This is a genomic window from Kitasatospora sp. NPDC041988, from assembly GCF_055588525.1.
This window is the reverse complement of sequence record NZ_JBVJCO010000054.1, coordinates 15,908-38,270: the sequence shown is the minus strand read 5'-3', so window position 1 is coordinate 38,270 and position 22,363 is coordinate 15,908. Positions and strand designations below refer to the sequence as shown.

Sequence of the window (22,363 nt, the reverse complement as noted above, 5' to 3'; positions counted from 1 at the left end):
ATGGCCGCCGCTTCGGCAGCCATCGCCCCCTCTCTCCCCTGGTCACAAGGCCGGGTAGGGCTGGTCGCACGTGGCTCCCGGGCAGCCGGTGGCGTAGATCTGACTCACGCCGATCGCCATCAGATACCGGTGGCCCGCATAAGCCTTCGTCTTGATCCCTTCGGCGTCCGCCCTCCGCCAGTCGAAATACACGACCCGCTCGGACTCCCGATCCAGATACGGCTTCGCGTCTGCGCCGCTCAGGGACGGCCTGTCATCCCAGCTCCCGTCCACCATCGGAAGGCCCCTGCCGTCCGCGACCGCGACCGTCAGCCTGATCCCCTTACGCCCGTCGGCGAGCACGTGGTCGACGCTGACCGAGTTCGGCCGGGCCAGTGCCTCCACTGTCTGCGCCGCCGTGGCGTCCGAGCCCGGGCTGTGCATGTACCGCAGTTGCTGCACCAGGCTCTTGCGGTCCGGGCGCGGCTTCCAACCGAGCCCTCCCACCGCCCCGTCCAGGTCGGCGAGCCGCTGCTCGATCTCGCCGTCGAACGCCGCGTACAGCACCGTCGTCCTCCGGCACACCACCGGTGACCAGGCCGGCTTGCTGCTGAAGGTCTCGCTGCGGGCCTCCGCATGACAGCGGTCGGCGACCGAGCTGTCCAGGACCTCCGCCCAGGGCGTCGCCGCCTTCAGCCGCGCCGTGTGGTCGTCGGCGAGCGCCACCGCCCGGTCGTGGGCCTCACGCGTGTCGGCGGCGCGGGCCAGTCCCGCCGCGTCCGGCGCCTTGGGAACGGTGTTCAGATCGTAGAGAGCCCAGGCAAACACTGCGACGACGATCACCGCCGCCGCCACGACCAGGCCAAGCAACGTCAGCAACACCCGCCGTATCCCGGACCGGACCGAGTTATCCCCCGCGCTCATGGCCACCACCGTAGCCACGGCCTCCCGCCGAACCCCGGCGCGAGATGCCTCCGAGACGCCCTCGCAACGGGCCCGAGACTCGCCCGCAGGTCCGCGCCTACGCGGCCCCGGCAAACTCCGGCGGCCGCACCGGCTCCTCAACAACCCCGACGCGGTCACGTCACGTCCGAGTCAAAAGCTCGCCAAAGCCGTGGCGGCCTCCCCCTCCGCCGCGCTATCAACATGAGAGCAGGACCGCCGCCTGACGGTCCGGGACACGGGGGAACCTCACATGAGCAGCATCCGCGCTGGTAGAAGCATGCTGGCACTCGTCAGCCTCGCGGCAGTAGGCGCGCTGACCCTCACCGCTTGCAATGACGACAACTCGTCGGACACGGCCACGCGCACTCCGCCCCCGGCCGCCGCCCCGACGACCCCGGCGGCCGCCCCGACCACGCCCGCCGCCGCGCCGACCACCCCGGCCGCCGCGAGCCCGTCCAGCAGCGCTCCGGCCAGCGCCCCCGCCAGCGCGCCCGCGCCCGCGGCCGGCGGCGGCGCGGACGCCACCCCGGGGCAGACCTTCAAGATCGGCCAGCCCGCCCAGGTGCAGTTCACCTCCGGCAGCACCAAGGGCGTCATCGCACTCGCCGTCAGCTCGATCGAGACGGGCGACCCGGCCGACCTGGACTCGCTCAAGCTCGGCGACAAGGCGAAGGGCCTCGTCCCGTACTACGTCCACTACACGATCACCAACGCCGGGACCACCGACCTGTCCTTCACCAGCGTGGACCACATCAAGGGCCTCCTGCCGGACGGCAGCGAGGCCCAGGAGCTGATGATCATCGGCGGCTTCGCCAAGTGCCCGAGCTCCTCACTCCCGAAGGGCTTCACCAACGGCCAGACCGCCCAGGGCTGCGCGGTCGCCCTCGCCCCGACGGCCACCAAGGTCACGGGCGCCGAGTACTGGGGCTCCCCCTACACCCTCGGCAAGGGCGCCATCTCCTGGAAGTAGCGGGTGCAGGGTGCGGGTGTCGGAGCCGGGCTTCCGCCGGCCCGGCACCCGTACCGGCCGCGACGGCGGCCCGGCGAGGCATCGGGCCGGACCCCCGGGGTACCGTCCCCCTCATGAACGAGTCCCGCCACCCGTCGCCCCGCCAGAACGCAGGGGCAGTCCGCTCCATCCGGGCCCGGTACGCCCGCAGCTACCGGCTGCGGGTCGCCGCGCTGTTCGCGGGGGTCGTCCGCGATGGGCTCCTCGTCGCCTTCAAGGCCGTGGCGAAGTCATCCCGCCGCCGCAACGCGGGCGACAGCGACTGCTGACGCCGCGTCGCGGCGGGGCCCGCCCTGCTCAGTCCTGGGCCGGCGCCGGCGCGCCCACGGGCAGCAGGCCGCGCTCGCCGAAGACCTTCTTGGCGACGAACGTGGCGTTGAGGGCGCGGGGCATGCCGCAGTAGACGGCCGAGTGCAGCAGCGCCTCGACGATCTCCTCGGGGCCGAGGCCGACGTTGAGGGCCGCGTTGATGTGCACGTCCAGCTGCGGTTCGCAGCCGCCGAGAGCGGTGAGCATGCCGAGCGTGACCAGCTGCCGGTCACGGGGGGCCAGGCCGGGCCGGTCGTAGATGTCACCGAAGGCCCAGGCGACGACCTGGTGGCCCAGCTCCGGCGAGATGTCCGCCAGTGCGTCGACGACCTTCTGCCCGCCCTCCCCGTCGACGCGGGTCAGGACCTCCATGCCGTGGTCGAAACGCTCCTGGCGGGTTGCGGCGGGGGCGGGGACGGCGGGGGCAGCAGCAGCGGCGTTCTTCATGAGTGGTCCGTTTCCGCCGCCGGAACGGCAGCTGTTCGTTGCGGGTGATCCTGCACTCCGGCCGCGGGATTCGCGTCTCCGCCGGCCACACCAAGGACAGTAGGAGTTGGAGTCCGCTCTAGGGCAAGCACCGCCGCAGCGCCCACACGGAGCCCCGCACACAGCCCTGCGCATCCCCCTGGCGCAATTCTCCGTACTGTGTATAGTGTACTGCGTACGGGGTATTTGCCGACGAGAGGGCCTTCATCCATGCAGATCACCGCTGCCGCCGTTTCGCTCACCGTCGAGGACGAGGCCGCCTCCTCGGCGTTCCTCCAGAAGCACTTCGGGTTCGCCGAGCAGATGGCGGCCGACGGGTTCGTCTCGCTCGGGCGGGAGGACTCCGGGATGAACGTGATCTTCCTGCGGCGTGGGATCGAGGTCCTGCCGGAGGGGTTCCGGGACCAGCACGCGGCCGGGCTGATCCTCGCCTTCAACGTCACCGATCTGGAGGGCGAGGAGGCGCGGCTCCGCGGGGAGGGCGTGAAGATCACCATGCCCCTGCTGGAGGAGCCGTGGGGCGAGAAGCTGTTCCAGGTCACCGACCCGAACGGGGTCGTGATCCAGCTGGTCGAGTGGGTTCAGCAGTAGGACCAAGGGCAGTAGCAACAGGGCCGTAGCGGCCGGCCAGTAGCAGAAACGACGGCGCCCCCATGACCCAGGCCATGGGGGCGCCGTCGTCGTACGGACCTCAGTCGACGGTCCAGGTGTCGCTCCCGGCCAGCAGCGCGGCCAGCTCGCCCTGGCCGTGGTGGGCGACCGCCGTGGCGAGCTGGGAGGCCATCAGCTCGTCGTACACCGGGCGCTGCACGCTCCGCAGCACGCCGATCGGGGTGTGGTGCAGCGTGTCCGCGTCAGCGATCCGGGAGAGGGCGAACGCCCCGGCCGGGCCGGAGGCGTGGGCGTCGTGGACGACCACCGAGGCCTCGTTGCCGGCGGTGACGGCGTCGACGAACAGCTCGCCGTCCGGGCCGCGGAAGACGCCCTTGGCGCCATCGGCGCCGAACCGGATCGGCTGCCCGTGCTCCAGGCGGATCAGCGCCTCGTCCCGGGTGCCCGGCTCCTTCAGGACCTCGAAGGCGCCGTCGTTGAAGATGTTGCAGTTCTGGTAGATCTCCACCAGCGCCGTGCCCTCGTGCTCCGCCGCCGCCCGCAGCACCGACTGGAGGTGCTGGCGGTCGGAGTCGATGGTGCGCGCGACGAACGAGGCCTCCGCGCCGATCGCCAGCGAGAGCGGGTTGAACGGGGCGTCCAGCGAGCCCATCGGCGTCGACTTGGTGATCTTGCCGAGCTCACTGGTCGGCGAGTACTGGCCCTTGGTGAGGCCGTAGATCCGGTTGTTGAAGAGGAGGATCTTCAGGTTGACGTTCCGCCGCAGCGCGTGGATCAGGTGGTTGCCGCCGATCGAGAGCGCATCGCCGTCACCCGTCACCACCCAGACACTCAAGTCCTGCCGGGACGAGGCGAGCCCGGTGGCGATGGCCGGCGCCCGGCCGTGGATCGAGTGCACACCATAGGTGTTCATGTAGTACGGGAAGCGCGACGAACAACCGATCCCGGAGACGAAGACGGTGTTCTCCCGCTTGATCCCCAGCTCCGGCATGAAGGACTGCACGGCAGCCAGGATCGCGTAGTCACCGCAGCCGGGACACCAGCGCACCTCCTGGTCGGTCTTGAAGTCCTTGGCGCTCTGTGGCGTGTCGCTCTTCGGGACCAGCTTCAACGAGGGGAACTGCTCGCTCATCGGTTGTCCTCCTCGCTCGCCGATGCGGCCGCCGAGTTGCTCGCCGACTCGTCCAGATTGCCGATCGCCGCCCACAGCACGTCCGCCAACTGCGCTGCCTTGAACGGCAGTCCGCGCACCTGGTTGTAGGACTGCGCGTCCACCAGATACTTGGCGCGCAGCAGCAGTGCCAGCTGCCCGAGGTTCATCTCGGGGACGATGACCTTGTCGTAACTCTTCAGTACCGCGCCGAGATTGGCCGGGAAAGGATTCAGATTCCGCAGGTGCGCCTGGGCGACATGGCCGCCGTCCGCCCGGACCCGGCGGACGGCCGCGGTGATCGGCCCATACGTCGAACCCCAGCCGAGCACCAGGACGCGCGCTTCGCCGGACGGGTCGTCAACATTGACAGCAGGAACGGTAATCCCGTCCACCTTGGCCTGCCGGGTGCGGACCATGAAGTCGTGGTTGGCCGGGTCGTACGAGATGTTGCCGGTGCCGTCCTGCTTCTCGATGCCGCCGATCCGGTGCTCCAGGCCCGGCGTACCGGGGACCGCCCAGGGGCGGGCCAGCGTCTGCGGGTCGCGCAGGTACGGCCAGAAGGCGCCGTCCTCCCGGTTCGGACCGGTCGCGAAGTCCGGTTCGATCACGGGCAGTTCGTCGACCTCCGGGATCCGCCAAGGCTCGGAGCCGTTGGCCAGGTAACCGTCCGAAAGCAGGAACACCGGCGTCCGGTAGGTGACCGCGATGCGTGCTGCCTCCAGCGCCGCGTCGAAGCACTCGGCCGGGGTGGCCGGGGCCACGATCGGCACCGGGGCCTCGCCGTTGCGCCCGAACATCGCCTGCAGGAGGTCCGCCTGCTCGGTCTTGGTCGGCAGACCGGTGGACGGGCCGCCGCGCTGGATGTCGACCACCAGCAGCGGCAGTTCGAGCGAGACGGCCAGGCCGATGGTCTCGCTCTTGAGCGCCACACCCGGGCCCGACGTGGTGGTCACGCCGAGCGCGCCGCCGAAGGCCGCACCGAGCGCCGCGCCGATACCGGCGATCTCGTCCTCGGCCTGGAAGGTGCGCACGTCGAAGTTCTTGTGCTTGCTCAGCTCGTGCAGGATGTCCGAGGCCGGGGTGATCGGGTACGAGCCGAGGTAGAGCGGCAGCCCGGAGCGCTCGGCAGCGGCGATCAGGCCGTAGGAGAGGGCCAGGTTGCCGGAGATGTTGCGGTAGCGGCCCGGGGGCAGCTTGGCCGGCGACACCTCGTAGGAGACCGCGAAGGACTCCGTCGTCTCGCCGAAGTTCCAGCCCGCCCGGAAGGCGCTGATGTTGGCCTCGGCGATCTGCGGCTTCTTGGCGAACTTGCTGCGCAGGAAGGACTCGGTGCCGTGGGTGGGCCGGTGGTACATCCAGGAGAGCAGGCCCAGGGCGAACATGTTCTTCGCCCGCTCGGCGTCCTTGCGGGCCAGGCCGCTGTCCTTGAGCGCCTCCAGGGTCAGCGTGGTCAGCGGCACCTTGTGCAGGTGGAACGCCTCCAGCGAGCCGTCGGCCAGCGGATCGGCCGGGTAGCCGACCTTGGCCAGGGCGCGCTTGGTGAACTCGTCGGTGTTGACGATGATCTCCGCGCCGCGCGGCAGGTCCGGCAGGTTCGCCTTGAGGGCGGCCGGGTTCATCGCCACCAGGACGTTGGGCGCGTCCCCCGGGGTCAGGATGTCGTGGTCGGCGAAGTGCAGCTGGAAGGACGACACACCCGGCAGCGTCCCGGCAGGAGCCCTGATCTCGGCCGGGAAGTTGGGCAGGGTGGAGAGGTCGTTGCCGAAGGACGCCGTCTCCGAGGTGAAGCGGTCACCGGTGAGCTGCATCCCGTCACCGGAGTCTCCGGCGAACCGGATGATCACCCGGTCCAGTCTGCGGATCGGCTTGGCGCGCCTGGGCTGCGGACTGGTCGGCGCAGCGGCACCGGAACGGTCCTCACCCGTCCCGGAGCGGCCCTCGCCGCCATCCGAGCCGTCCACTGCTTCTGACTGATCGACCTGACTGGTCACTGCCGCGGACCTCCTCGTGGGCACCAGCCGCGGGCGTGAGCCGTGTGCCCCGTCCGCCTGGTGCACCTCTCGCATCCTATGCGGGTAAGGATTGCCTTGGACGGAACTACCCGATGCGGCGGCAAATCACTGCCACATTGGGTACAACGCCTTGAATCCGCGGTCCCATACCGGTTCGGAACCGGCCGGTTCGGATGCCTACCAGTCACGTCGCACGCCCCCGGCGCGCCCCCGCCAGAGGTTCGGGCGGGGGCTCGGGCGGGGGCTCGGGCCGGGAGTGCGGGCCAGGAGTGCGGGCTAGGAGTTCAGATAGGTGAGCACCGCCAGGACCCGGCGGTGGTCCTCAGGGCTCTGGGCCAGACCCAGCTTGAGGAAGATGTTGCTCACGTGCTTCTCCACCGCGCCGTCCGAGACCACCAGCTGCTTGGCCACCGCCGTGTTGGTCCGGCCCTCGGCCATCAGCCCGAGCACCTCGCGCTCGCGCGGGGTCAGCCGGGCCAGCACGTCGCCCTTGCGGCTGCGGCTGAGCAGCTGCTGCACGACCTCCGGATCCAGCGCGGTGCCGCCCCCGGCGACCCGGACCACCGCGTCCACGAACTCGCGCACCTCGGCGACCCGGTCCTTCAGCAGGTAGCCCACGCCCCGGGTGGAGCCGGCCAGCAGCTCGGAGGCGTACCGCTCCTCCACGTACTGCGAGAGCACCAGCACGCCCAGCTCCGGGTAGAGGCCGCGGAGCGTGACGCAGGCGCGGACGCCCTCATCGGTGTGGGTCGGGGGCATCCGGACGTCGGCGACCACCACGTCGGGCAGCGCGCCGTCGGCGGCCAGGTCGTGGACGGCCTTCAGCAGCGCCTCACCGTCCCCGACGCCCGCCACGACCTCCAGACCCCGGTCGGTGAGCAGCCTGGTCAGGCCCTCCCGCAGCAGTACGGAGTCCTCGGCGATGACGACGCGAAGCATGGTGGCCTTCCGGGTTGGCACGACTGCGGGCGGGGCTGACGGGTGTCAGTCTTCCCTACTCGCAGGGCCGTCGGGCGATAAATCACACCGCGCAGCAACCGGAGCAACGGCGGGCAACAGCGGGCACCTCCGGGCAGGACGGCTGACCACCGGGCACGGCCAAGGGCCACCGAGGCCGGCCAGGGACCGCCGGGCACCACGGATGGCCGCGGCCGCATCACCGGACGACGGCACCCGGGCCGCCCCCTCACATGGTGCGGATGGCCACCGCGTCGCACAGGCCCTGGAGCGCCGCCTTGGCCGCGCCGTCCGGCAGCGGGTCGAGCAGCGCGCGGGCCTCCTCCGCGTGCCGCAGCGTCTCCCGGCGGGCGTGCTCCAGCGCGGGGTGGCGGCGCAGCAGCCGCAGCGCCTCGGCGTGCCGCTCGTCGTCGCCGAGGTCGCCGTCGATCAGCTCGCGCAGCCGCAGGTCGGCCGGGTCGGACTCGTCCACCGGCATCTGCCGGAGCAGCAGGGTGGGCAGGGTCGGCACGCCCTCGCGCAGGTCGGTACCGGGGGTCTTGCCGGACTCGTGGCCGTCGCTGGCGATGTCGAGCACGTCGTCGGCCAGCTGGAACGCGATGCCGATGCGCTCGCCGTAGGCGCTGAGGATGTCCGTCACCCAGGGCTCGGCACCGGCCAGCAGTGCTCCTATCCGGCAGGAGACGGCGATCAGCGAGCCGGTCTTGCCGGCCAGCACGTCCAGGTAGTGGCGCAGCGGGTCGTCGTCCGGGCCGGGGCCGGCGGTCTCCAGGATCTGCCCGGTGACCAGCCGCTCGAAGGCGTCGGCCTGCACGCGGACGGCGTCGGGGCCGAGGTCGGAGAGCACCTGGGAGGCGCGGGAGAAGAGGAAGTCGCCGGTGAGGATGGCGACCGAGTTGTCCCAGCGCGAGTTGGCGCTGGGGGCGCCGCGGCGAACGGGGGCCTCGTCCATCACGTCGTCGTGGTAGAGCGTCGCGAGGTGGGTCAGCTCGACGACGACGGCGGCGGGCACCACGCCGGGCGCGTTGGCGTCGCCGAACTGGGCGGCGAGCATCACCAGCAGGGGGCGGAAGCGCTTGCCGCCCGCTTCCATCAGGTGGCTGGCGGTGACGGTGATGAACGGGACGTCGCTCTTGACGGCCTCCATGAGCGCGGCTTCCACCGCGTCCATCCCGGCCTGGACGTCACGGGTCAGATCGCGGTCCTGCACGCTGAGCCCAAAGGGTCCCACGACGGTCACGAAGACCACTCCTCTGTCCCTGGTCGATCTAGCGGCCTGGTCCCTGAGTGCCGCCGCTTGGCCATACAGGCAGGGTATCCGGTCGCGAGTGGATCACTGCACGGGCGTGCGGGTCCTGTCATGGTCGGGCCGGACGCGCAGGTCGGAGCCGGTCCGGAAGCGGCGCGTCCGGGCCGCGCGGAGAGTTGCGCGGCCCGGACGGTGGAGCGCCGGCGGGTGGCCGGCCCGGGGCTCAGCGGACGAAGAGCGAGGCCTTCGACGCCAGGTCCAGGAAGTACTGCGGAAGCAGGCCGAGGCCGAGGGTGACGAGGACGCCGAAGCCGATCGCGGTGGCCGTGAAGGCGCTCGGGATGGCCACGGTCGGGCCGCCCGGCTGCGGGTCGGAGAAGAACATCAGCACGATCACCCGGATGTAGAAGAACGCGGCCACCGCCGAGCTGAGCACACCGACGATCACCAGCGGGGTCGCCCCGCCGGCCGCCGCGGCCTGGAAGACCGCGAACTTCCCGGTGAAGCCCGAGGTGAGCGGGATGCCCGCGAAGGCCAGCAGGAAGAGCGCGAAGACGGCCGCGACCAGCGGCGAGCGCCGGCCCAGCCCGGCCCAGCTGGACAGGTGCGTCGCCTCGCCCTTGGAGTCGCGCACCAGGGTGACCACGGCGAAGGCGCCGAGCGTCACGAAGGAGTACGCCAGCAGGTAGAACAGCACCGAGCTGAGGCCCTGCTTGTTGGTGGCGATCACGCCGGTCAGGATGAAACCGGCGTGCGCGATGGAGGAGTAGGCGAGCAGCCGCTTCACGTCCTGCTGGGTGACGGCCAGGACGGCGCCGACCACCATGGTCAGGATCGCCACGCCCCAGAGCACCGGCCGCCAGTCCAGCCGCAGGCCGGGGAAGGCCACGTAGAACAGCCGGAGGAAGGCACCGAACGCGGCCACCTTGGTCGCGGCCGCCATGAACCCGGTGACCGGCGTCGGCGCGCCCTGGTAGACGTCCGGGGTCCAGGAGTGGAACGGCACCGCGCCGACCTTGAAGAGCAGGCCGACCGCGAGCATCGCCAGGCCCACCAGCAGCAGCGCGTCGTTCTGGGTGGTGGAGAGCAGCGCCGGGGTCGCCAGCGCCTTGCCGGAGATGACGTCGGCGATGTCGCCGAGCCTCACGCTGCCCGCGTACCCGTACAGCAGGGCGGTGCCGAACAGGAAGAACGCCGAGGCGAAGGCGCCGAGGAGGAAGTACTTGACCGCCGCCTCCTGGGAGAGCAGCCGGCGGCGCCGGGCCAGCGCACAGAGCAGGTAGAGCGGGAGGGAGAAGACCTCCAGCGCCACGAACATGGTCAGCAGGTCGTTGGCGGCGGGGAAGAGCAGCATGCCGCCGACCGCGAACATGGTGAGCGGGAAGACCTCGCTGGTGGTGAAGCCGGCCCGGACCGCGGCGCGCTCCTGCTCGCCGCCCGGGGTGGCGGCGGCCTGCGCGGCGAACGCGTCGGCCGGCTCACCGCCCGCCTTGGGCTCCAGCTTCCGCTCGGCGTAGGTCAGCACCGTGACCACGGAGGCCAGCAGGATCACACCCTGCAGGAAGAGCGCCGGGCCGTCGAGCGCGACCGAGCCCATCGCCAGCAGGTCGACCTTGGTGGAGCCGTAGCCCTGGGCGGCGAGCACCACCACGGCGGTGAAGGCGCCGGCCAGGCCGAGCAGGGCCAGCCAGACCTGCGCCCAGTGCCGGTGCCGGCGGGGTAGGAAGGCCTCCAGCAGGATGCCGGCCACGGCGGTGCCGAAGACCACCAGCATCGGGGAGAGCTGTCCGTACTCGACATGCGGCGCCGGGATGCTCGGGGTGTTGCCGCCCGCGGCGGCGAGCCATCCGGTGGTGCTCACTTGTGCTCACCTCCTGAGGTGGCGTCTCCGTGGGCGGCGACCGGGTGGGCCGGCGCCGGGTCGGACTGGTGGACCTGCGAGAGGGTCGCGTCCACCGCCGGGTTGACGATGTCGGTGAGCGGCTTCGGGTAGACGCCGAGCAGCACGGTCAGGGCCAGCAGCGGGGCGACCACCGCGAGCTCGCGCACCTTGAGGTCGGGCATGGCGCGCACGCCCTCCTTGACCGGGCCGGTCATGGTGCGCTGGTAGAGCAGCAGGGCGTAGAGCGCGGCGAGCACGATGCCGAAGGTGGCGACGATGCCGATCGCCGGGTACCGGGTGAACGTGCCGACCAGGACGAGGAACTCGCTGACGAACGGTGCCAGGCCGGGCAGCGAGAGGGTGGCCAGGCCGCCGATCAGGAACGTCCCCGCGAGCACCGGCGCGACCTTCTGCACGCCGCCGTAGTCGGCGATCAGCCGGGAGCCGCGGCGGGAGATCAGGAAGCCGGCCACCAGCATCCACGCGGCGGTGGAGATGCCGTGGTTGACCATGTAGAGGGTGGCTCCGCTCTGGCCCTGGCTGGTCAGCGCGAAGATGCCCATGATGATGAAGCCGAAGTGCGAGATGGAGGCGTAGGCGACCAGCCGCTTGATGTCCTTCTGGCCGATGGCGAGCAGCGCGCCGTAGATGATCCCGATCACCGAGAGGACGAGGATCGCCGGGGCGAAGGTCTTCGAGGCGTCCGGGAAGAGGCCGAGGCAGAAGCGGAGCATCGCGAAGGTGCCGACCTTGTCGACCACCGCGGTGATCAGCACGGCCGTTCCGGCGGTGGACTCGCCCATCGCGTTCGGCAGCCAGGTGTGCAACGGCCAGAGCGGGGCCTTCACGGCGAAGGCGAAGAAGAAGCCGAGGAACAGCGCCTTCTCGGCGGTGCCGCTGAGCACCAGCCTGCCGTCGGCGATCGCGCCGGTCAGCGTCGGGAGGTCGAAGGTGGCGAAGCCCTGGTCCTGCGCGATCACGTACAGGCCGATCACGGCGGCCAGCATGATCAGGCCGCCGAGCAGGTTGTAGAGCAGGAACTTCACCGCGGCGTACGAGCGCTGACGTGCCGACTCGGGGCCGCCCGCCTTGTCGCCGAAGCCGCCGATCAGGAAGTACATCGGGATCAGCATGGCTTCGAAGAAGACGTAGAAGACGAAGACGTCGGTGGCGAAGAAGGAGACGATCACCATCGCCTCGACCGCCAGGATCAGGGCGAAGAAGCCCTGGGTGCGCCTCCTGTTCTCGAAGGTGCCGTCCGGCGCGGCCGGCGCCGGGTCGGCGTCGTGCCAGGAGGCCAGCATCACGATCGGCACGAGCACCGCGGTGAGCAGCGCCAGCACGGTGCCGATGCCGTCCACGCCGAGCGAGAAGGTGATGCCGAAGGAACGGATCCAGCTGTGGGACTCGGTCAGCTGGTAGCGCGCGCCGCCCGGCTCGAACCGCGCGGCCACGGTGGCGGCCAGGGCCAGGGTGACGGCCGAGACGCCGAGTGCGACGGCCTTGGTGGTCCGCCGCCGGGCCTCGGTGGACCCGGCGGGCAGTGCGGCGGTGAGCACCGCGCCGGCCGCCGGGACGGCGCAGGTGGCGGACAGCAGGGCACTCATCGCCACACCCCCGGAGATGAACTGGGCCTATTCATCAGACGGACCTCATCAGGAGAGTCGTGGCGACCAGCACCAGCGTGCCGCCGAACATGGAGAGCGCGTACGAGCGGACGTAGCCGTTCTGGATCCTCCGCAGCCGGCTGGAGACGCCGCCGATGGTGGCGGCCAGGCCGTTGACGAAGCCGTCCAGGCCGCGGCTGTCGAAGAAGACCAGCGCCGCGGTGAGCGCCGAACCGGGACGGACCAGGACGGCGTGGTTGAAGTCGTCCTGGAGCAGGTCGCGACGGGCGGCCCGGGTGAGCGGGGAGCCGACCGGCGGCACCACGGGGACGGCGGAGCGGCCGTACATCACGTACGAGAGCGCGACGCCGGCCAGCATGCAGACCGTGGCGAGCAGGGTGACCACCAGCGGGCTGAGCGGCGAGTTGCCCTCCTCGTACCCGGTGACCGGCTCCAGCCAGTCCACGAAGGAGTTGTTCAGGACGAACAGGCCACCGGCGAAGACCGAACCGAAGGCGAGCAGGATCATCGGGGTGGTCATGGTCTTCGGCGACTCGTGCGGGTGCGGGTCGTGGCCCTCGGCGTCGGGCTTCCAGCGCTTCTCCCCGAAGAAGGTCATGATCATCACCCGCGTCATGTAGAACGCGGTGACGGCCGCGCCGACCAGGGTGCAGAGGCCGAGGATCCAGCCCTCGGTGCCGCCCTTGGCGAAGGCCGCCTCGATGATCTTGTCCTTGGAGAAGAAGCCGGACAGGCCCGGGAAGCCGATGATGGCCAGGTAGCCGAGGCCGAAGGTGACGAAGGTGACCGGCATGTACTTGCGCAGGCCGCCGTAGTGACGCATGTTCACCTCGTCGTTCATGCCGTGCATGACCGACCCGGCACCGAGGAACAGCCCCGCCTTGAAGAAGCCGTGCGTGACCAGGTGCATGATCGCGAAGGCGTACCCGATCGGGCCGAGGCCGGCCGCCAGGATCATGTAGCCGATCTGCGACATGGTCGAGCCGGCCAGCGCCTTCTTGATGTCGTCCTTGGCACAACCGACGATCGCACCGAAGAGCAGCGTGACGGCGCCGACCACCACCACGGCGGTCTGGGCGTCCGGCGCCAGGTTGAAGATCGTGCCGGAACGGACGATCAGGTAGACGCCGGCGGTCACCATGGTGGCCGCGTGGATCAGGGCCGAGACCGGGGTCGGACCCTCCATGGCGTCCCCGAGCCAGGACTGCAGCGGCACCTGGGCGGACTTGCCGCAGGCCGCCAGTAGCAGCAGCAGACCGATCGCGGTCAGCTTGCCCTCGCTCGCCTGGCTCGCGCCGCCGGCCACGCCTTCCGAACCGAGGACCGGCCCGAACGCGAAGGAGCCGAACTCCACGAACATCAGCATGATCGCGATCGAGAGACCCATGTCGCCGACGCGGTTGACGATGAACGCCTTCTTGGCGGCCGTCGCGGCGCTCGGCTTGTGCTGCCAGAAGCCGATCAGCAGGTACGAGGCGAGGCCCACGCCCTCCCAACCGAAGTACAGCAGCAGGTAGTTGTCGGCGATCACCAGCAGCAGCATGGCTGCCAGGAAGAGGTTCAGGTACGCGAAGAAGCGGCGCCGGCGCTCGTCGTGCGCCATGTACCCCACCGAGTAGAGGTGGATCAGCGTGCCCACGCCGGTGATCAGCAGGACGAAGGTCATCGAGAGCTGGTCGAGCTGGAACGAGATGTCGGCCTGGAAGCCGTTCACCGGGATCCAGCTGTACAGGTGCTCGGTGACGGCGCGATCCTCGGGTGCCCGGCCCAGCATGGCCGAGAACAGGGCGAGTCCGAATCCGAAGGAGAGCGCGGCCAGCGCGGTGGCGAGCCAGTGACCGAAGCGGTCGAAGAGCGGGCCGCCGAGCAGAAGCAGGGCAGCACCGGCCAGCGGGGCCGCCACCAGCAGCGGAATGAGAGAGTTCACCGAAGGCCCTCCGCCTACAGCTTCATCAGATTGCTGTCGTCGACCGAAGCGGAGTGCCTGGTCCGGAAGATGGAGACGATGATGGCGAGGCCGACCACGACCTCGGCCGCCGCCACCACCATGGTGAAGAACGCGATGATCTGGCCGTCCAGATTGCCGTGCAGCCGGGAGAAGGTGACCAGGGCCAGGTTCGAGGCGTTGAGCATCAGCTCGACGCACATGAACAGGACGATCGCGTTGCGCCGGATCAGCACGCCGGAGGCGCCGATGGTGAACAACAGGGCGGAGAGATACAGGTAGTTGACCGGATTCACTCCGCCCCCTCCTCGTCGTGGCCGTTCGGCGCGGCGTGGTTGTTGGTCGCCGCCGGCTCCAGCTCCTTGCGCGAGCCGTTGCGCGGACCCGTGAGCGGACCGGTCACCGGCGGGCGCTCCGACGGCGGGCGGCCCAGCCAGTCGGCGGTGGTGGACTCCAGCTCGGCCATCCGCCGGAGCATCTCCTGGCTGACGTCGCGGATCTGCCCACGCTCGCGCAGGGTCCCCATCACCGAGTCCTCGGCGATCGTGCCGTCCGGCAGCAGGCCGGGGATGTCCACCGCGTTGTGCCGGGCGTAGACGCCCGGCGCGGGAAGCGGCGGGACCTGGATGTTGTCCTGGACCCGCTGGGCGGCCAGCTCGCGCTGCGTCTTCGGGGCCTTCACGTGCTCGCGGTGGGTCAGCACCATGGCGCCGATCGCGGCCGTGATCAGCAGTGCGCCGGTGACCTCGAAGGCCCAGACGTACTTGGTAAAGATCAGCCGGGCCAGGCCCTGGACATTGCCCTCGGCGTTGGCCTCGGCGAGGCCCGTGAAGGTGTCCAGCTTGGCGTTGGCGATGCCCGCCATCAGCAGCACGCCGAAGCCGAGCCCGCAGAGCACCGCGGCGAACCGCTGGCCCTTGAGCTGCTCCTTCAGCGAGTCGGCGCTGGTGACGCCGACCAGCATGACCACGAAGAGGAAGAGCATCATGATCGCGCCGGTGTAGACGACGATCTGCACCACGCCCAGGAAGACCGCGCCCTGGGCCATGTAACAGACCGCCAGGGCGAGCATGGTGGCCGCCAGGCAGAGCGCACTGTGCACGGCCTTCTTCATCAACAGCATGCCGAGCGCGCCGCCGACGGCGATCACCGCGAGCACCCAGAACTGGACGGCCTCGCCGGTCGAGGTCGCGCCCGTCACGGCGGCGAGGTCGAGCGAGGTGGAGGCGGTGGTCACTGCTGGGCCTCCTTCTCCCGGGCGGTGCGCTCCTGCTGGACCGTCCCCGGCGCCGCCGCGGTGATCTCGCCCCGGTAGTAGGCACCCTCGTCGGTGCCCGGGAAGATCGCGTGCGGGGTGTCGACCATGCCCTCGGAGAGGCCGACCAGCAGCTGCTCCTTGGTGAAGATGAGGTCCCTGCGGGAGGTGTCCGCGAGCTCGTACTCGTTGGTCATGGTAAGCGCGCGGGTCGGGCAGGCCTCGATGCAGAGGCCGCAGAGGATGCAGCGGGCGTAGTTGATCTGGTACACCACGCCGTACCGCTCGCCGGGCGAGTAACGCTCCTCCTCGCGGTTGTCGGCGCCCTCGACGTAGATCGCGTCGGCCGGGCAGGCCCAGGCGCAGAGCTCGCAGCCGACGCACTTCTCCAGACCGTCCGGGTGCCGGTTCAGCTGGTGGCGGCCGTGGAAGCGCGGAGCGGTGGGCTTCTTCTGCTCCGGGTACTGCTCGGTGAGCCGCTTCTTGAACATGGCCTTGAAGGTCACGCCGAAGCCGGCGGCCGGCCCGAGGACGGAAGGCTTGTCGGGCCGGTCTGGCCGGTCGCCGCTGCCGTTCTGGTCGGACGACATCTCGGTTCAGCTCCCTTCGGAATGGTCGGCGCCGTTGAGGGCGTCCTGGAGTTGCTTCGGGGCGCGGCTGCGCCGGCGCGGGACCGGCGGGAGCTCCTGACCGGGCAGCGGGGGCACCGGGTACCCGCCCGCCATCGGGTCGAACTCTCCCCCGGCCTTCGGCTGGGAGGTGCCCCCCCGGCCGGCCGGGGCCTCCTCCTCCGGCTCGGGCTTGCGCCTCATGACGTCCCGCGCCAGGGCGAGCAGCAGGATCGCGCCCGCCGGGGCGCCGACGTACAGCACCACCTCGCCGAAGTCGTAGCCCTCGTTCCGCAGCGCCCGGACGCTGGCCACCATGACCAGCCAGACCAGCGAGACCGGGATCAGGACCTTCCAGCCCAGCTTCATGAACTGGTCGTAGCGGAGCCGGGGCAGGGTGCCGCGCAGCCAGATGAAGAAGAACAGCAGCAGCTGGATCTTGAGCGTGATCCAGAGCATCGGCCACCAGCCGTGGTTGGCCCCCTCCCAGAAGGTGGAGACCGGCCAGGGCGCGCGCCAGCCGCCCAGGAAGAGGGTGGACGCGACCGCCGAGACGGTGACCATGTTGACGTACTCGGCCAGCATGAACATCGCGAACTTCAGCGAGGAGTACTCGGTGTTGAAGCCGCCGACCAACTCGCCCTCGGCCTCCGGGAGGTCGAACGGCGCCCGGTTGGTCTCGCCCACCATCGCGATGATGTAGACGATGAAGGAGACCGGCAGCAGCACCGCGAACCAGGTCGGCTGCTGCGAGGAGACGATCTCCGAGGTGGACATCGAGCCCGAGTAGATGAACACCGCCGCGAAGGAGAGGCCCATCGCGATCTCGTAGCTGATCATCTGGGCGGACGAGCGGATCCCGCCGAGCAGCGGGTACGTCGAGCCGGACGACCAGCCGGCCAGCACGATGCCGTAGATGCCGACCGACGCCGTCGCCAGGATGTAGAGCAGCGCCACCGGGAAGTCGGTCAGCTGGAGCGGCGTCCGGGTGCCGAAGATCGACACCTCGTCGCCGGCCGGACCGAACGGGATCACCGCGAAGGCCATGAACGCGGGGATGGCGCAGACGATCGGGGCCAGGATGTAGACCACCTTGTCGGCGCCCGTGACCACCAGGTCTTCCTTGAGCGCCAGCTTCACGCCGTCGGCGAGCGACTGCAGCATGCCCCAGGGGCCGTGCCGGTTGGGGCCGATGCGCAGCTGCATCCAGGCCACGACCTTGCGCTCCCAGACGATCGCGATCAGCACCGTGCCGACCAGGAACGCGAAGCAGAAGACCGCCTTGAGCAGCACCAGCCACCAGGGGTCGCGGCCGAAGAAGCCCAGGGTCTCGTACGCGGCGAGGTTCACTGCTCCTCCTCCGTGGTCGTGGCGGCCTTGGCGCCGGGGGTGGCCTGACGGGCCCGGGTGGCGGGAGTGGGCCGGGTGGCGGGAGTGGCCGGACCGGCGGTCTCGGCGGAGGTCCCGGCGGGGGCCTCGGTGATGGTGTCGGTGGTGGGTTTGGTGATGGCCTCGGTGGTGGGTTTGGTGATGGCCTCGGTGATGGTGTCGGCCGCGATGGTGACCAGGTGGCCGACGGTGGTGCCGAGGGCCCGGTAGGCGCCGCCCGGGGAGGAGTTGAGCGGGATCCAGACCGTGCGGTCCGGGATGTCCTTGGTGATCTCCAGCGGCAGCGTCAGCGAACCGGCCGGGCCGGTCAGCCGCAGCGCGGCGGTACGCCCCTGAGCGGTGCCGAGCTCGGCGATGCCGGTCTGGGCGGTGCCGGGCTCGGCGGTGCCGGTCTGGGCGGTGCCGGGCTCGGCGGTGCCGGTCTGGGCGGTGCCGGGCTGGGCGGTTCCGGTCGCCTCTGCGCCGAAGGGCCCGGCGCCGATCTCCTCTGCGGTGGCCGGGGAGATCCGGGCGACCGCCGGGTGCCGGGTGCCGGCGAGGTGCGGGTCGCCCTGCTGGAGCGTGCCGTTGTCCAGCAGCTGGCGCCAACCCGCCAGCACCGCCTGGCCGGTGGCCGGCCGGGGCAGCAGCCCGGGGTGGGTGGCCGGGTCGGTGGACCGGTCCCCGGCCCACGGCGCGAACCGGTCCAGCTCCAGCCGGACGGCACGGACGTCGGCCAGGCCGAGCCGGTGCCCCAGCGCGTCGGCCAGCATGTTCAGCACCCTGGCGTCCGGGTGGAGGTGACGGCCCATCTGCTGGTCGGGCTTGAGCGCGGCCTCGAACATCCGCACCCGGCCCTCCCAGTCCAGGAAGGTGCCGGCCTTCTCGGCCACCGCGGCGACCGGCAACACCACGTCGGCCCGGGCGGTGACGGTGGACGGGCGCAGCTCCAGCGAGACCACGAACGGCACCGCGGCCAGCGCCTCCTCGGCGAGCGCCGGGTCCGGCAGGTCGTCCGGGTCGACGCCGCCGATCAGCAGCGCGTCCAGATCACCGGCGGCGGCGGCCGCGAGGATCTGGTCGGTGTCCCGGCCGATGCGGGCCGGGAGTTCGGCCACGCCCCAGGCGGCGGCGGCCTCGGCGCGGGCGGCCGGGGCGGAGACCGGACGGCCGCCGGGCAGCAGCCCCGGCAGCGCGCCGGCCTCGACGGCGCCGCGGTCACCTGCCCGGCGCGGGACCCAGGCGAGCCTGGCACCGGTGGCGTGGGCCAGCCGCAGGGCGGCGGTGAGCGCGCCGGGGGCGGCGGCCAGCCGCTCACCCGCCAGGATGACGGCACCCGGGGTGCGCAGCAGTTCGGCGGCGCGGCCGGCGTCGTCGTTCAGCGGCTCGTCGGCGGCGAGGGCGGCCAGCCACTCGGCCTCGGTGCCGGGGGCGGCGGGCAGCAGCGCGCCGCGCAGCTTGGTCAGCCCGCGGGAGCCGTAGGCGGCGACCGAGTACACCTTGAGGCCGGTGGCGCGGGTGGCCTTGCGCAGCCGCAGGAAGACGATCGGCGACTCCTCCTCGGGCTCGAATCCCGCGAGCAGGACGGCCGGAGCGTTCTCCAGCTCCTCGTAGGTGACGCCGGTGCCGTCGAGGTCCGTGCCGCGGCCGGCGACGGCGGCGGCCAGGAAGTCCGCCTCCTCGCCGCTGTGCGGACGGGAGCGGAAGTCCACGTCGTTGGTGCCCAGTACCACCCGGGCGAACTTGGCGTAGGCGTAGGCGTCCTCGACGGTGACCCGGCCGCCGGTGAGGACGCCGGTGCGGGCACCGCGCAGGCCCTCGGCGGCCCGGGCCAGCGCCTCCGGCCAGGAGGCGGGGGTCAGTTCACCGGTGCCGGCGTCACGGACGAGCGGGGTGGTGAGCCGGTCACGCTGCTGGGCGTAACGGAAGGCGAACCGGCCCTTGTCGCAGTTCCACTCCTCGTTGACCGCCGGGTCCTCCCCCGCCAGCCGCCGCAGCACCTTGCCGCGCCGGTGATCGGTGCGCTGGGCGCAGCCGGAGGAGCAGTGCTCGCAGACGCTCGGCGAGGAGACGAGGTCGAACGGGCGGGAGCGGAAACGATAAGCCGCCGAGGTGAGCGCGCCGACCGGGCAGATCTGGATGGTGTTGCCGGAGAAGTACGAGTCGAGCGGCTCGGCGTCCCCGATACCGACCTGCTGGAGGGCGCCGCGCTCGACCAGGTCGATGAACGGGTCCCCGGCGATCTGCTGCGAGAAACGGGTGCAGCGGGCGCAGAGCACACAGCGTTCGCGGTCCAGCAGCACCTGAGTGCTCAGCGGGATCGGCTTCTCGTAGGTGCGCTTCATCCCCTCGAAGCGGGAGTCGGTGTCGCCGGTGGACATCGCCTGGTTCTGCAGCGGGCACTCACCGCCCTTGTCGCAGACCGGGCAGTCCAGCGGGTGGTTGATCAGCAGCAGCTCCATCACGCCGCGCTGTGCCTTCTCTGCCACCGGCGAACTGACCTGCGTCCGGACCACCATGCCCTCGGCCACGGGGATGGTGCAGGAGGCGACCGGCTTGCGCTGGCCCTCGATCTCGACGATGCACTGCCGGCAGGCGCCGGCCGGATCGAGCAGCGGGTGGTCGCAGAAGCGCGGGATCTGGGTGCCGATCTGCTCGGCTGCCCGGATCACCAACGTCCCCTTGGGGACCTGCACTTCGACGCCGTCGATGGTGAGCGTGACCAGTTCGACCGCGGCCTTGGAGGTGGATGGCTCTGTGATCGTCACGCGTGCACCTCCCTTTCGGTGGCGGACTGGTGGCCGGGGCGGGGGCCGTCGGCCCAGACGGTGGAGGCGGCCGGGTCGAACGGGCAGCGGCGCTCGGCGAGGTGCTGCTCGTACTCGGCCCGGAAGTGCTGGAGCGAGGAGACGATCGGGCTGGCCGCGCCGTCGCCCAGGGCGCAGAAGGACTTGCCGTTGATGTTGTCGGCGATGTCGAGCAGCTTCTCCAGATCGCCGTCGACGCCCTCGCCGGCCTCGATCCGCCTGAGCAGCTGGACCAGCCAGTACGTGCCCTCGCGGCACGGGGTGCACTTGCCGCAGGACTCGTGGGCGTAGAACTCCGTCCAGCGGGTCACGGCCCGGACCACGCAGGTCGTCTCGTCGAAGATCTGCAGCGCCTTGGTGCCGAGCATCGAGCCGGCCGCACCGACGCCCTCGTAGTCGAGCGGGACGTCGAGGTGCTCATCGGTGAACATCGGGGTGGACGAGCCGCCCGGCGTCCAGAACTTGAGCCGGTGCCCGGCCCGGACGCCGCCGCTGATGTCCAGCAGCTGGCGCAGGGTGATGCCGAGCGGAGCCTCGTACTGGCCGGGGTTGGTGACGTGGCCGGAGAGCGAGTAGAGCGTGAAGCCGGGGGACTTCTCGGTGCCCAGGCCCTTGAACCACTCCTTGCCCTTGGCCAGGATCGGCGGCACCGAGGCGATCGACTCGACGTTGTTGACGACCGTCGGGCACGCGTAGAGGCCGGCGATGGCCGGGAACGGCGGGCGCAGCCGGGGCTGGCCGCGGCGCCCCTCCAGCGAGTCCAGCAGGGCCGTCTCCTCGCCGCAGATGTACGCGCCGGCCCCGGCGTGCACGGTGATGTCGAGGTCGATCCCGGAGCCCAGGATGTTCTTGCCGAGCAGCCCGGCCTCGTACGCCTCGGCCACGGCGGCGTGGAGCCGGCGGAGCACCGGGACGACCTCGCCGCGCAGGTAGATGAACGCGTGGTCGCAGCGGATCGCGTAGGAGGCGATGATCATGCCCTCGATCAGCGAGTGCGGGTTGGCGAACAGGAGCGGGATGTCCTTGCAGGTGCCCGGCTCGGACTCGTCCGCGTTCACCACCAGGTAGTGCGGCTTGCCGTCGTTCTGCGGGATGAACTGCCACTTCATGCCGGTGGGGAACCCGGCGCCGCCGCGGCCGCGCAGGCCGGCGTCCTTGACCAGGGCGATCACGTCGTCCGGGGGCATCGCGAGGGCGGCCTTCAGGCCCTCGTACCCGGAGTGGCGGCGGTAGGTGGCGAGCGTCCAGGGGCGGCTGTCGTCCCAGGAGGCGGAGAGCACGGGGGTGAGCAGCTTCTCGGCCGGCTCGGCGGAGGTCATCACGCTTCGGTCCCTTCGTGGCCGGTGCCCTCACGGTGGGTGTCCTCACGGTGGGTGCCCTCACGGTTGGCGCCCTCACGGTTGGCGCCCTCGTGACCGGTGCCTTCGTGGCGGGCTCCCTCGTGCTGGGCTCCCTCGTGGCGGGGCGAGACGACCTTGGCGCCGGCCGTGCCGGGCAGGGCCTCACCCCTGGCCAGGCGCAGGCCGGCCAGCGAGGGCGCGCCGCCCGCTCCGGACTCGTCCACGGCGCCGGGACGCTCGTCGGGGAAGCCGGCCAGGATCCGGGCGGACTCCTTGAAGCTGCAGAGCCGGGCGCCACGGGTGGGGCGGACCTCCTGGCCCGCCCGCAGGTCGTCGACCAACTGCCGGGCGCTCTCCGGGGTCTGGTCGTCGAAGAACTCCCAGTTGACCATCACCACGGGGGCGTAGTCGCAGGCGGCGTTGCACTCGATGTGCTCGATCGAGATCTCGCCGTCCTCGGTGGTCTCGTTGTTGCGGATACCGAGGTGCTGCTGGAGCTCGTCGAAGATCTGGTCCCCGCCGAGCACCGCGCACAGGGTGTTGGTGCAGACCCCGACGTGGTACTTCCCGGCCGGCCGGCGCCGGTACATGGTGTAGAAGGTGGCGACGGCGGTGACCTCGGCCGTGGTGAGATCCAACTGCTCGGCGCAGAACCGGATGCCGGTCGCGCTGACGAAGCCCTCCTCCGCCTGTACCAGGTGCAGCAGCGGCAGCAGGGCGGACCGGGCCACCGGGTAGCGGCCGATCAGCTCCGCGGCGTCGGCGGCGAGGCGGGCGTGCACCTCCTCGGGGTACGGCTTGGCCGGCAGTGCCGGCAGT

Annotated in this window: 19 protein-coding genes; 3 read left to right on the top strand and 16 right to left on the bottom strand. The window is 71.1% G+C overall.

Annotated features, from left to right (window positions below; genetic code table 11):
- Positions 1–42: 42 nt before the first annotated feature.
- On the bottom strand, positions 43–903 hold the full coding sequence (locus tag ACZ6NC_RS35900) for a hypothetical protein (protein ID WP_465738067.1): 861 nt from the start codon (positions 901–903) through the stop codon (positions 43–45).
- Positions 904–1,201: 298 nt separating this feature from the next.
- Here ACZ6NC_RS35900 and ACZ6NC_RS35895 point away from each other — a divergent pair, with 298 nt between their 5' ends.
- Positions 1,202–1,894 (top strand): hypothetical protein, encoded by a 693-nt coding sequence (locus ACZ6NC_RS35895; RefSeq protein ID WP_465738066.1) that lies wholly within the window; start codon positions 1,202–1,204, stop codon positions 1,892–1,894.
- Positions 1,895–2,007: 113 nt separating this feature from the next.
- Positions 2,008–2,202 (top strand): hypothetical protein, encoded by a 195-nt coding sequence (locus ACZ6NC_RS35890; protein WP_465738065.1) that lies wholly within the window; start codon positions 2,008–2,010, stop codon positions 2,200–2,202.
- Positions 2,203–2,230: 28 nt separating this feature from the next.
- On the opposite strand, the gene ACZ6NC_RS35885 is transcribed toward ACZ6NC_RS35890, so the two are convergent.
- Positions 2,231–2,614 (bottom strand): carboxymuconolactone decarboxylase family protein, encoded by a 384-nt coding sequence (locus ACZ6NC_RS35885; protein ID WP_465738096.1) that lies wholly within the window; start codon positions 2,612–2,614, stop codon positions 2,231–2,233.
- 324 nt (positions 2,615–2,938) lie between these two features.
- Here ACZ6NC_RS35885 and ACZ6NC_RS35880 point away from each other — a divergent pair, with 324 nt between their 5' ends.
- On the top strand, positions 2,939–3,319 hold the full coding sequence (locus ACZ6NC_RS35880; protein WP_465738064.1) for a VOC family protein: 381 nt from the start codon (positions 2,939–2,941) through the stop codon (positions 3,317–3,319).
- A gap of 100 nt (positions 3,320–3,419) precedes the next feature.
- Here the strand turns inward: ACZ6NC_RS35880 and ACZ6NC_RS35875 are convergent, their stop codons facing one another.
- From ACZ6NC_RS35875 to nuoE, 14 genes are all read right to left on the bottom strand, one after another.
- Complete coding sequence (locus tag ACZ6NC_RS35875) at positions 3,420–4,472, bottom strand: 2-oxoacid:ferredoxin oxidoreductase subunit beta (protein ID WP_465738063.1); 1,053 nt, start codon at positions 4,470–4,472, stop codon at positions 3,420–3,422.
- Positions 4,469–6,484, bottom strand: coding sequence for a 2-oxoacid:acceptor oxidoreductase subunit alpha (locus ACZ6NC_RS35870; protein WP_465738062.1), 2,016 nt, complete (start codon positions 6,482–6,484; stop codon positions 4,469–4,471). Before ACZ6NC_RS35870 ends, ACZ6NC_RS35875 begins: the two co-directional genes overlap by 4 nt.
- Before the next feature lie 297 nt (positions 6,485–6,781).
- The gene (locus tag ACZ6NC_RS35865) at positions 6,782–7,444 is read right to left on the bottom strand and encodes a LuxR C-terminal-related transcriptional regulator (RefSeq protein ID WP_465738061.1); all 663 of its coding nucleotides are present in this window, start codon (positions 7,442–7,444) and stop codon (positions 6,782–6,784) included.
- A gap of 247 nt (positions 7,445–7,691) precedes the next feature.
- Positions 7,692–8,702, bottom strand: coding sequence for a polyprenyl synthetase family protein (locus ACZ6NC_RS35860; RefSeq protein WP_465548182.1), 1,011 nt, complete (start codon positions 8,700–8,702; stop codon positions 7,692–7,694).
- Between the two features lie 232 nt (positions 8,703–8,934).
- Complete coding sequence (gene nuoN / locus ACZ6NC_RS35855) at positions 8,935–10,572, bottom strand: NADH-quinone oxidoreductase subunit NuoN (RefSeq protein ID WP_465738060.1); 1,638 nt, start codon at positions 10,570–10,572, stop codon at positions 8,935–8,937.
- Positions 10,569–12,200, bottom strand: a complete 1,632-nt coding sequence (locus ACZ6NC_RS35850) for an NADH-quinone oxidoreductase subunit M (RefSeq protein WP_465738059.1) — start codon at positions 12,198–12,200, stop codon at positions 10,569–10,571. The genes nuoN and ACZ6NC_RS35850 overlap by 4 nt, the downstream gene beginning before the upstream one ends.
- 34 nt (positions 12,201–12,234) lie before the next feature.
- A complete protein-coding gene (gene nuoL / locus ACZ6NC_RS35845; protein ID WP_465738058.1) occupies positions 12,235–14,148 on the bottom strand; it encodes an NADH-quinone oxidoreductase subunit L in 1,914 nt (637 codons plus the stop codon).
- A 14-nt stretch (positions 14,149–14,162) separates the two neighbouring features.
- Positions 14,163–14,462, bottom strand: a complete 300-nt coding sequence (gene nuoK / locus ACZ6NC_RS35840) for an NADH-quinone oxidoreductase subunit NuoK (RefSeq protein WP_209412994.1) — start codon at positions 14,460–14,462, stop codon at positions 14,163–14,165.
- Complete coding sequence (locus ACZ6NC_RS35835) at positions 14,459–15,403, bottom strand: NADH-quinone oxidoreductase subunit J (protein ID WP_465738057.1); 945 nt, start codon at positions 15,401–15,403, stop codon at positions 14,459–14,461. Before ACZ6NC_RS35835 ends, nuoK begins: the two co-directional genes overlap by 4 nt.
- A complete protein-coding gene (gene nuoI, locus ACZ6NC_RS35830; protein ID WP_465738056.1) occupies positions 15,400–16,011 on the bottom strand; it encodes an NADH-quinone oxidoreductase subunit NuoI in 612 nt (203 codons plus the stop codon). Before nuoI ends, ACZ6NC_RS35835 begins: the two co-directional genes overlap by 4 nt.
- 6 nt (positions 16,012–16,017) lie before the next feature.
- A complete protein-coding gene (nuoH, locus tag ACZ6NC_RS35825) occupies positions 16,018–17,379 on the bottom strand; it encodes an NADH-quinone oxidoreductase subunit NuoH (RefSeq protein WP_465738055.1) in 1,362 nt (453 codons plus the stop codon).
- Positions 17,376–20,165, bottom strand: coding sequence for an NADH-quinone oxidoreductase subunit G (locus ACZ6NC_RS35820; protein WP_465738054.1), 2,790 nt, complete (start codon positions 20,163–20,165; stop codon positions 17,376–17,378). Before ACZ6NC_RS35820 ends, nuoH begins: the two co-directional genes overlap by 4 nt.
- Entirely contained in the window at positions 20,162–21,523 is a 1,362-nt protein-coding gene (gene nuoF, locus ACZ6NC_RS35815; RefSeq protein ID WP_465738053.1) for an NADH-quinone oxidoreductase subunit NuoF, read from the bottom strand. Before nuoF ends, ACZ6NC_RS35820 begins: the two co-directional genes overlap by 4 nt.
- Positions 21,523–22,362 (bottom strand): NADH-quinone oxidoreductase subunit NuoE, encoded by an 840-nt coding sequence (nuoE, locus tag ACZ6NC_RS35810; protein ID WP_465738095.1) that lies wholly within the window; start codon positions 22,360–22,362, stop codon positions 21,523–21,525. The genes nuoF and nuoE overlap by 1 nt, the downstream gene beginning before the upstream one ends.
- Position 22,363 lies beyond the last annotated feature (1 nt).

Coding starts and splice junctions, on each gene's coding strand:
- ACZ6NC_RS35880 (WP_465738064.1), top strand. CDS start 2,939: ATGCAGATCACCGCTGCCGCCGTTTCGCTCACCGTCGAGGACGAGGCC.
- ACZ6NC_RS35865 (WP_465738061.1), bottom strand. CDS start 7,444: ATGCTTCGCGTCGTCATCGCCGAGGACTCCGTACTGCTGCGGGAGGGC.
- nuoI (WP_465738056.1), bottom strand. CDS start 16,011: ATGTCGTCCGACCAGAACGGCAGCGGCGACCGGCCAGACCGGCCCGAC.
- ACZ6NC_RS35890 (WP_465738065.1), top strand. CDS start 2,008: ATGAACGAGTCCCGCCACCCGTCGCCCCGCCAGAACGCAGGGGCAGTC.
- ACZ6NC_RS35885 (WP_465738096.1), bottom strand. CDS start 2,614: ATGGAGGTCCTGACCCGCGTCGACGGGGAGGGCGGGCAGAAGGTCGTC.
- ACZ6NC_RS35850 (WP_465738059.1), bottom strand. CDS start 12,200: ATGAGTGCCCTGCTGTCCGCCACCTGCGCCGTCCCGGCGGCCGGCGCG.
- ACZ6NC_RS35895 (WP_465738066.1), top strand. CDS start 1,202: ATGCTGGCACTCGTCAGCCTCGCGGCAGTAGGCGCGCTGACCCTCACC.
- ACZ6NC_RS35875 (WP_465738063.1), bottom strand. CDS start 4,472: ATGAGCGAGCAGTTCCCCTCGTTGAAGCTGGTCCCGAAGAGCGACACG.
- nuoF (WP_465738053.1), bottom strand. CDS start 21,523: ATGACCTCCGCCGAGCCGGCCGAGAAGCTGCTCACCCCCGTGCTCTCC.
- ACZ6NC_RS35900 (WP_465738067.1), bottom strand. CDS start 903: ATGAGCGCGGGGGATAACTCGGTCCGGTCCGGGATACGGCGGGTGTTG.